Source organism: Kluyvera sp., assembly GCF_965301105.1.
Window position 1 is genome coordinate 1 of the sequence record NZ_CBDKZX010000139.1, and the last position, 5275, is coordinate 5275.

Annotated in this window: 5 protein-coding genes; 2 read left to right on the forward strand and 3 right to left on the reverse strand. The window is 56.0% G+C overall.

Going from position 1 to position 5275, the window contains the following annotated elements; all coding sequences use genetic code 11:
- The first annotated feature begins 218 nt into the window (after positions 1–218).
- A complete protein-coding gene (locus tag ACW14G_RS22065; RefSeq protein WP_167574673.1) occupies positions 219–923 on the forward strand; it encodes a FadR/GntR family transcriptional regulator in 705 nt (234 codons plus the stop codon).
- Positions 924–933: 10 nt separating this feature from the next.
- Positions 934–2322: a multidrug transporter subunit MdtD gene (mdtD, locus tag ACW14G_RS22070; protein WP_064540545.1), complete on the forward strand. Its 1389-nt coding sequence runs from the start codon at positions 934–936 to the stop codon at positions 2320–2322.
- Positions 2323–2324: 2 nt separating this feature from the next.
- Here mdtD and rbsR read toward each other — a convergent pair whose 3' ends face one another.
- From rbsR to rbsB, 3 genes are all read right to left on the reverse strand, one after another.
- Entirely contained in the window at positions 2325–3317 is a 993-nt protein-coding gene (gene rbsR, locus ACW14G_RS22075) for a ribose operon transcriptional repressor RbsR (protein WP_163449491.1), read from the reverse strand.
- Positions 3318–3320: 3 nt separating this feature from the next.
- Entirely contained in the window at positions 3321–4250 is a 930-nt protein-coding gene (rbsK, locus tag ACW14G_RS22080; protein ID WP_223803607.1) for a ribokinase, read from the reverse strand.
- 110 nt (positions 4251–4360) lie between these two features.
- On the reverse strand, positions 4361–5251 hold the full coding sequence (gene rbsB, locus ACW14G_RS22085; RefSeq protein WP_106930081.1) for a ribose ABC transporter substrate-binding protein RbsB: 891 nt from the start codon (positions 5249–5251) through the stop codon (positions 4361–4363).
- Between the last annotated feature and the right edge of the window lie 24 nt (positions 5252–5275).

Genomic DNA, 5275 nt, shown 5'->3' on the forward strand with positions numbered 1-5275 from the left:
CCCGGCGGCTTGTTTGCCGTTGTTCCGTGTCAGTGGGAGCGCATTATAGGGAGTTTATTCTGCCTGACAAGGGGAAATTTGAATTATTTTATCGCTCGCTATTTTTTTCATCAAATTGCTTATGAATACGCCGTAAAATGCCCAAACTGCTGTTTTTAACACCGATTCAGCACGTCAAATGGCATACTAAAGAAAGATAAATAATAGGAATGGCATTTATGTCTCTAAGCGCACAGCAACTAGCCGCTCAAAAGAACATCTCCTGGGTACTGGCTGAGAAAATAGCCCAGAAGATATTAACCGGTGAGTATCCCCCGGAAAGCATCCTCCCCGGCGAGATGGAGCTGGGTGAAATCTTCGGCGTGAGCCGAACCGCCGTTCGCGAAGCGGTAAAAACGCTGTCAGCGAAAGGGATGCTGCTTCCTCGCCCGCGTATTGGTACCCGTGTGATGCCTCAGGCCCACTGGAACTTCCTCGATACCGAGCTGATCTCCTGGTGGCTAACGACAGATAACTTCCAGGCCGTCATGAAACACTTCCTGGTGTTGCGTCGCAGTCTGGAACCGCAGGCCTGCATGCTGGCCGCCACGCTCGGTACCGCCGAGCAGAAAGCCCAGCTCAATACCTTAATGGAAGAGATGGCGACGCTGGAGAAAACATTCGACCGCGAGCGTTGGATCGATATCGACACCTCCTGGCATGAACACATCTATGAAATGAGTGCTAACCCGTTTCTGACATCATTCGCCAAACTGTTCCACTCGGTGTACCACATTTATTTCACCTCGATTACCGAAGATGAGGTGATTGAACTGGCGAGCCACCAGGCCATTGTTGATGCGATACAAGAAGGCGATGGCCCACGGGCATACCAGGCCTGCCAGGCTTTATTAAACGCGCCACATATTCTGGCCGCAGTATAAAGGACAGCGAATGACTGAGAAGAAAGCGCGGAGTATGGCCGGGCTACCGTGGATAGCCGCGATGGCCTTCTTTATGCAGGCGCTAGACGCCACCATTCTGAATACAGCGCTGCCCGCTATCGCGCACAGCCTCAACCGGTCGCCGCTGGCGATGCAATCGGCCATTATCAGCTACACCCTTACGGTGGCCATGCTGATCCCGGTAAGCGGCTGGCTTGCTGACCGCTTCGGCACCCGACGCATCTTTATGCTGGCGGTCAGCCTGTTTACCCTTGGGTCATTGGCGTGCGCGCTTTCGACTTCGCTCGGCGAACTGGTGATCTTCCGTATTATTCAGGGGATTGGCGGCGCCATGATGATGCCCGTCGCCCGCCTGGCGCTGCTGCGCGCCTACCCGCGTAGCGAACTGCTACCGGTGCTTAATTTTGTCACCATGCCGGGGCTGATAGGACCTATTCTGGGCCCGGTGCTGGGTGGCGTTTTTGTCACCTGGGCTACCTGGCACTGGATTTTCCTCATCAACATACCGATCGGCGTTATTGGCATGCTGTACGCACGAAAATACATGCCCAACTTCACGACGCCGCGGCGACGCTTCGATCTCTCAGGATTCCTGCTGTTTGGGTTAAGCCTGGTACTGTTCTCCATCGGCATGGAACTGCTCGGCGAGCAGATTGTGTCGGGCTGGGTCGCTCTGATGGTAGTACTGTTCAGTATTATTTTGCTGCTGGCCTATATCCGCCACGCGCGCAAGCATCCAACACCGCTGATCTCTCTGGGCTTATTCAGAACGCGGACATTCTCAGTCGGTATTGCCGGTAACCTGGCGACACGCCTGGGCACCGGCTGCGTGCCGTTCCTGATGCCGCTAATGCTGCAGGTTGGCTTTGGCTATCCGGCGCTGATTGCGGGCATCATGATGGCGCCCACGGCAATCGGCTCTATCGTGGCAAAATCAACCGTCACCCAGGTGCTACGCCGGTTGGGCTATCGGAAAACGCTGGTCGGCGTCACGCTGTTTATCGGCTTAATGATCGCGCAGTTCTCATTACAATCGCCGTCAATGCCGGTGTGGATGCTGATTCTGCCGCTGTTCGTGTTGGGGATGGCCATGTCGACGCAGTTCACTTCGATGAACACCATTACGCTTGCCGATCTCTCCGACGATAACGCCAGCGGCGGCAACAGCCTGCTGGCCGTTACACAGCAATTGTCGATTAGCCTTGGGGTGGCGATCAGCGCCGCGGTACTGCGCTCGTATCAAAGTATTGTCGGCTCGACGATTGAGCAGTTCCACTACACCTTTATCACCATGGGGGTGATAACGGCAGTGTCAGCGCTGATGTTTATGCTGCTGCGGCCGAAAGATGGCCGCAACCTGATAAAAGAAAAACACTAACCTCAGACGGACCCACGCACCACCAGCTCGGGCGTCAGCTGCATACGCTGCTGTTTTTGCCCGGGCTGCGCAATACGGTGAATCAACACATCAATCGCCAGCTCGCCCAGTTCATCTTTTGGTTGGTGAATGGTCGTGAGCGGCGGCGTCATATAGCGCGCCAGTTCGATATCATCATAGCCAATCACCGCCATATCCTGCGGAATACGTAGCCCGGCCTGATACAACGCCTGATAAACCCCTACCGCCATCGCATCGTTACCAACGAAAACGGCATCCGGACGTTCAGGATGCGCCAGCAGTTTCTGCATGGCATCTAATCCGCCGCCAAACTCAAAGTTGCTGGTAATTTCATAGCCGTCCGGGATCGGCAACTGCGCATTATGCATGGCTTCCCGATAGCCCTCGAGACGCAGCCGCGCCGGGGTTTTATCCAGCGGACCGGAAATACAGGCAATGCGCGTATAGCCACGCTCGATCAAATAGCGAGTCGCCATATCGCCGCCCAACAGCGAGTTATCCTGAATCAGGTCGCTGTCGCCGTCGAATGGCGCCCAGTCCATCATAACGGAGGGAATAGACGGATAGCGCTGCATAATTTCCAGCGACGGCTGGTGCGTTTCGGTGCACAGCAGCAGCAGCCCGTCGACACGCTTCTGCATCAGCGTTTCCAGGTTGCGGTTCATCCGCTGTTCGTCGCCTTCGGTATTGCATAGCACCAGACTGTAACCACGCTCGAAACAGCTGCGCTCCACGCCGCGCACCAGCTCTGAATAAAAGGGGTTGGTACTGGCGGTAATCAGCATACCGATGGTGTGAGTCTGATTCAGCTTGAGACTACGCGCCAGCGCTGACGGGGCGTAGTTCAGCGCTTTGATGGCCGCATCAACCTTCTCGGTTATTGCATCGCTGACAAACCGGTCTTTGTTGATGACATGAGATACCGTGGAGGTGGAAACGCCCGCCAGGCGAGCAACATCCTTCATCGTGGCCAAGCATTACCCCTGCTGACGTAAAAATTCGTCGATCTCTTCACGCCAGGGCACAGAGGGCTGCGCGCCTTTGCGTGTCACGGCAATAGCGGCGGCGGCGTGCGCAAAGCGCAGCGCGTCGGCCAACGGCGTATTCTCCAGCAACGCAGTCATCAGCGCGCCGTTAAAGGTATCGCCCGCGGCGATGGTGTCGATAGCCTGCACTTTAAAGCCCGGTACGCGACGCCCTTCGCCCTTAACGCTGGCCCATACGCCACGGCTGCCAAGAGTAATAATCACCGTGTCGATGCCTTTCGCGTGCAGTACCTGTGCGGCTTTCGCGGCGTCGTCATCGTTTTCCACCCGAACACCGGTCAGCTTCTCAGCCTCGGTCTCATTTGGGGTAATGATATCCACCAGCGACAGCAGTATATCCGGCAGCTCGCGAGCGGGGGCCGGGTTCAATACCACAGTGGTTTGATTCTGATGGGCAATCTGAGCCGCCAGCAATACGCTATCCAGCGGGGATTCAAGCTGCATCAGCAGCGCATCTGCCTCGGCAATGCGTTCACGCTGTGCCTCGACCAGCCCAGTAGATAGTGCGGCGTTAGCGCCCGCGTGAATGCCAATCACATTCTCGCCTTCGCCGTTCACGAAGATCAGCGCTACGCCGGTCGACTCACCGGCTACCGCGCTCACGGGCGCGATATCAATGCGGTCAACCTGCAACTGTTTACGGATACGCTCACCGATATCGTCATCGCCGGTGCAGGCAATAAACGCGATATCCGCGCCGCTGCGCCCGGCAGCAACCGCCTGGTTCGCGCCTTTGCCGCCAAATGCGACCTGATAATGGCTACCGGTGACGGTTTCGCCTGGCGTCGGGAAAGATTCAAGATTGAGAATGTGATCGGCATTGATGCTGCCAAGGACGACGAGTTTGCCTGCGGTTTTCATTTTCAGAGTGTCCGGTAAGATGCGCCACCGGCGTACCGGTGGCGCGTGCCCTACTTTTCTTTATAGATATTGTCCCTCAGGCTGCAAGAGCCTGAATCGCATTCGCGTTATTACTGCTTAATTACCAGCTTCAGGTCAACAGGATATTTTGCCTGTACCTTTTCGCCTTTCAGCACTTTGTCGGCGGTTTCCACGCCTTTTGCACCGATCTGATCCGGCAACTGGGCAATAGTCGCCGCCAGTTTGCCGTCATTTACCGCTTTTTCGCCATCCGGCGTACCGTCGAAGCCTACGACCATGACGTCGGATTTACCGGCGGTTTGCAGCGCACGCAGCGCGCCCAGCGCCATTTCGTCGTTCTGAGCGAAGACAGCCTTCACGTCCGGATGCGCGGTCAGCAGGTTCTGCATCACGTTCAGACCTTTAGTACGGTCAAAGTCGGCAGGCTGGCTTGCCAGCACGTTGAATTTATGTGCCGCGACAGCCTGCTGGAAGCCTTCACCACGCTCGCGCGCGGCAGAAGTCCCGGCGATACCCTGCAGTTCGATGACTTTAGCGCCTTCACCGGCTTTCTTCGCAATATAGTCACCGGCGATTTTACCGCCCAGCACGTTATCAGACGCGATATGGCTCACAACCTCACCTTTAGAGGCCACGCGGTCGAGGGTAATCACCGGGATTTTAGCCTGGTTTGCCATCTTGATGGCGTTACCCACCGCGTCGGAGTCCGTCGGGTTGATCAGCAGAATTTTGGTGCCACGAACCGTTAAATCCTGAACGTTAGCCAGCTCTTTCGCCGGGTTGTTCTGTGAGTCCAGAACCACCAGGTTATAGCCCAGTTTGTCCGCTTCTTTCTGCGCGCCGTCCTTCAGGGAGACAAAGAACGGGTTATTCAGGGTAGAGATAACCAGTGCAATGGTATCTTTCGCCATCGCGTTCGCACTGACGGTGGCGCTCAGCGCAACCGCGGAAACCAGGGTAGCCAGTTTTTTCATGTTCATATCTAAGATGTCCTGTAGTGTCGT

Bases quoted from the DNA above. Each gene is read 5' to 3' on its own strand.
- ACW14G_RS22065 (WP_167574673.1), top strand. From the start codon at position 219: ATGTCTCTAAGCGCACAGCAACTAGCCGCTCAAAAGAACATCTCCTGG.
- rbsB (WP_106930081.1), bottom strand. From the start codon at position 5,251: ATGAACATGAAAAAACTGGCTACCCTGGTTTCCGCGGTTGCGCTGAGC.
- rbsK (WP_223803607.1), bottom strand. From the start codon at position 4,250: ATGAAAACCGCAGGCAAACTCGTCGTCCTTGGCAGCATCAATGCCGAT.
- mdtD (WP_064540545.1), top strand. From the start codon at position 934: ATGACTGAGAAGAAAGCGCGGAGTATGGCCGGGCTACCGTGGATAGCC.